This window comes from bacterium, from assembly GCA_035691305.1.
GTDB lineage: Bacteria > Sysuimicrobiota > Sysuimicrobiia > Sysuimicrobiales > Segetimicrobiaceae > DASSJF01.
Map to the genome: position 1 here is coordinate 1 of DASSJF010000062.1, position 3,777 is coordinate 3,777.

Genomic DNA, 3,777 nt, shown 5'->3' on the forward strand with positions numbered 1-3,777 from the left:
CCCTTCTAACACGCAGGTGCGCCGCAGGTGTGAGAACCTACTGCGGGACGGTCTCCAGCGCCAGGCGCGCCGCCCGCTCGAGGCGCGCGAGGACGCGCTCTTTCCCGAGCACCTCGATCAACTCGAACAGGCCCGGGCCGACCGTCTTGCCCGTGAGCGCCACGCGCACGGGATGGATCACGTCCTTGCTCTCGAGGCCGAGCGCGGCCGCGGTCTCGCGGACGGCCTTCTCGATCCCGCCGATCTCGAACGGCACGACGGCGGCGAGCGCCTCGCGCAAACGGCGCAGCATATCGGCCGTCGCCTGCCCGCGGAACTGCTTCCGCACGGCGGCGGGATCGTAGACAACGCCGTCTCGGAAGAAAAAATCGCCGTAGGTCAGGATGTCCTTCGGCACGCGCAGCCGCTCGCCCATGATCGCGACGACGCGCGCCACATGGGCCCGCTGCTCCGGCCCGGCATCGCCGTCCAAGAGGCCGGCGCCGCGCAGCGTCTCGACCACCAGATCGACGACGCGCTCGGGGGTATGCTTGAGCGCCCGCTGGAGATAGACGCCGTTCATCCAGGTGAGCTTCTGCGCGTCGAAGACCGCGCCGCTCTTGCCGACGTCCTCGATCCGAAACCGCGCGATCATTTCGTCGACGCTGAAGATCTCCCGGCCGTCCTCCGGATACCAGCCCATCAGCGCGAAGAAGTTCACGAGCGCCTCGGGCAGGTAGCCCTGGGCCTTGTACTCGCGCACGGCAGTGTCGCCGTGGCGCTTGCTGAGCTTCTTGCGGTCGACGCCGAGCAGCGACGGGAAATGCGCGACCCGGGGCTGCTCCCAGCCGAACGCCTCGTACATCAGGAACTGCCGCGGGGTGTTGGAGAGGTGCTCCGCCCCGCGCGTGATGTGCGTGATCCGCATGCTGTGGTCGTCGACCACGTTGGCGAAGTTATACAGCGGCGTGCCGTCCGACCGCACGATGATGAAGTCGTCGAGATCCTCGGCGGCGAACTCGACCCGCCCGAGCACCAGGTCGTCGACGACGAGCGTCCCCCGGGTCCCGGGCACGCGGAACCGCAGGCTGGCGCGCCGTCCCGCGGCCTCCATCTCGGCGCGGGCAGCGGACGTCAGTTCGCGGCAGCGACCCGAATAGCGGTAGGGCCGGTGCTCCGCGGCCGCACGCTGACGCTCGGCCTCGAGTGCCTCCGGCAGGCAGTAGCACGGATACGCCGCCCCGCGGTCGACCAAGATCTTCGCGTGCTCCCTGTACAACGCGGCCCGCTCGGTTTGGCGGTACGGTCCGAACGGGCCCCCGACATCCGGGCCCTCATCCCACGCGATGTCGAGCCACCGTAGGTCCTCGAGAATCCCGGCTTCGAACGCCTCCGTCGACCGGCTGCGATCCGTGTCCTCGATGCGCAGCACGAACCGGCCGCCCTCGTGGCGGGTAAACAGCCAGGTGAAAAACGCCATCCAAGCGCCGCCGACGTGGAGGTAACCGGTGGGGCTCGGAGCGTAGCGCGTGCGGACCGCCATAAACCCAGCGTAGCAAAGACCCGGGGACCGCGCAAATTGGAGCCGCGGCGCTAAGTAAACAGTGTGCTGACGGACTCGTTCCGGTGGATGCTCCGCATCGCCTGCGCAAACAGCGGCGCCGCGGACAGCACGTGCAACTGCGGGATGCGCGTCGCCGGGCCGGTGGGGATCGTGTTTGTCACGACGAGCTCGTGGATGTCCGGTCGCGCCAATTGGGCGACCGCGCCGTCGATGAAGACCGGATGGGTCGCGCAGACGTAGGCCTCGGGACGGGCCCCCCCGGCCACCAGCGCGTCGAGCGCGTGGCGGATCGTGCCGCCGGTGGTGATCATGCGGTCGATGATGATCGGCACGCAGCCGGCCACGTCCCCGACGACCTGTACCACCTGCTTCACCGACTCCACGCGGCGCTGGAAGACCACTGCGAGCGGCAGCCCGAGCCGCTCGGCCAGGCGATGCGCGGTCTTGACCGCGCCGTCGTCCGGCGCGACCACGACGCCGCGCCCCAAGTCGCGTCCCCGCAGGTAGTCGGCAAAAAGCGCGAGCCCTCGAAGATGGTCGACCGGGATGCTGAAGAACCCCTCGATCTGGTCGGCGTCGAGGTCGAGCGCGAGCACGCGGTCGACGCCGGCGCTCTGCAGCAGGTCCGCGACCAGGCGGCCCGTGATCGGCTCGCGCGGGCCGTGCTTCTTATCCTGCCGCGCGTAGCCGTAGTACGGGATGACCGCCGTGATACGGCCGGCCGAGGCCCGGCGCAGCGCGTCCACCATCACGAGCAACTCCATCAGGTTCTCGTTGACGGGCGGGCAGGTCGGCTGGATGACGAAGGCATCGGCGCCGCGGACGCTCTCATCGAACCTGGCGTAGATCTCTCCATCCTCGAACCGGCGGATCGTGACGCGCCCGAGCGGAAACCCGAGCTCCGCGGCGATCTCCTCGCCGAGGGCACGGTTGGCGGTCCCGCTGAACACCTTCATCTCGCGCTCGCCCATGGGAATCCAGGTGGGCGCGCGGCGCCCCATCGGCGCGCCGGACTCAGCGGGCTTGTACCAGGAAACGAATGGCGGTCCGCTCTTCCCCGTCAATCTCCACCTTCGTGAACGCCGGAATGGCGATCAGGTCGATGCCGTTCGGGGCGACAAACCCACGGGTAATCGCGATGGCCTTGACGGCCTGGTTGACCGCGCCGGCGCCGACGGCTTGAACTTCCACGGACCCCCGCTCGCGTAGCACCGCGGCGAGCGCACCCGCGACGGCTTTGGGCTTCGAGTCAGCGGAGACTCTGAGGACTTCCCCCACTGTGGTCCCGGCCTCCCAGCCCTGCCGCGGCCGTCGGCCGGCAGGGCCTCCCAATTTCCATTATATCGAGACCAACTCCTGCCCCTTAGCGCGAGCCGTGCGCGCGCTTCGCCGCCTCGCGCCGGGCGCGCCGCGCGTCCAGGGCGCGGTTCAAGACGATGATGCCCATGAAATGCGGGATCGTAAGCTGCCGGCGCAGCCGGCGCGGCTCGCGGGCGAGGCGGTACAGCCATTCGAGACCAACGGTCTGCATCCCACGGGGGGCGCGCGGCGTGCGACCGGCCCACACGTCGAGCGAGCCGCCGATTCCCATCGCGGCCGGCACGCCGAGGGCCGCGAGATTGCGCGCCAGCCATCGCTCCTGGCGGGGCGTGCCGAGACCGGCGAACAGCAGCGCCGGCCGGACCGCCCGGATTCCCGCCACGACACCCGGCTCGTCGGCCGGCGTGAAAAAGCCGTGCGCGGACCCAACGATCTCGAGACCGGGGTACCGCACGCGAAGGCGGGACGCGGCCTCCTCCGCGGTACCGGCGCGCCCACCGAGCAGGTAGACGCGCCAGCCACGCCGCGCCGCCTCCACGAGCAGCCGCTCGGCGAGCTCGATACCCGGCACGCGGGCCGGGAGCGGCCGGCGCAGGTACCGAGACGCCCACACAACGCCCACACCGTCGGCCACCACCAGCGCGGCGCCGGCCAGCAACTGCGCGAGGTCCGCGGCGTGGCGGGCCGTCATCACCACCTCGGTGTTGGCCGTGACGACGAGCGAGGGGGCGCCCGTCTCGACCAGCCGGACGACGCGGGAAGCCGCGCCGTCGAGGTCGACTGGATCGAAGCCGACGCCGAGGATGTCGACGCGGAGCCTCACGGCAGCAACTCGAGGGCAAGCGCGGGGCTCAGGGAGGCGCGTTCGCGCAAGGCCGCCGCGACGCGCCGCAGGCGGTCGCGGCGGCCCGGCC

4 protein-coding genes are annotated in these 3,777 nt (G+C 70.7%); all 4 read right to left on the reverse strand.

All coding sequences use genetic code 11. The features are described 5' to 3' along the window. Positions 1–37 precede the first annotated feature (37 nt). Complete coding sequence (gene gltX / locus VFL28_11480) at positions 38–1,522, reverse strand: glutamate--tRNA ligase (GenBank protein ID HET7265283.1); 1,485 nt, start codon at positions 1,520–1,522, stop codon at positions 38–40. A 50-nt stretch (positions 1,523–1,572) separates the two neighbouring features. Next, complete coding sequence (locus VFL28_11485) at positions 1,573–2,544, reverse strand: ribose-phosphate pyrophosphokinase (protein HET7265284.1); 972 nt, start codon at positions 2,542–2,544, stop codon at positions 1,573–1,575. Between the two features lie 13 nt (positions 2,545–2,557). Continuing rightward, a complete protein-coding gene (locus tag VFL28_11490; GenBank protein ID HET7265285.1) occupies positions 2,558–2,821 on the reverse strand; it encodes a stage V sporulation protein S in 264 nt (87 codons plus the stop codon). 85 nt (positions 2,822–2,906) lie between these two features. Beyond that, entirely contained in the window at positions 2,907–3,686 is a 780-nt protein-coding gene (locus VFL28_11495; protein ID HET7265286.1) for a WecB/TagA/CpsF family glycosyltransferase, read from the reverse strand. Positions 3,687–3,777 lie beyond the last annotated feature (91 nt).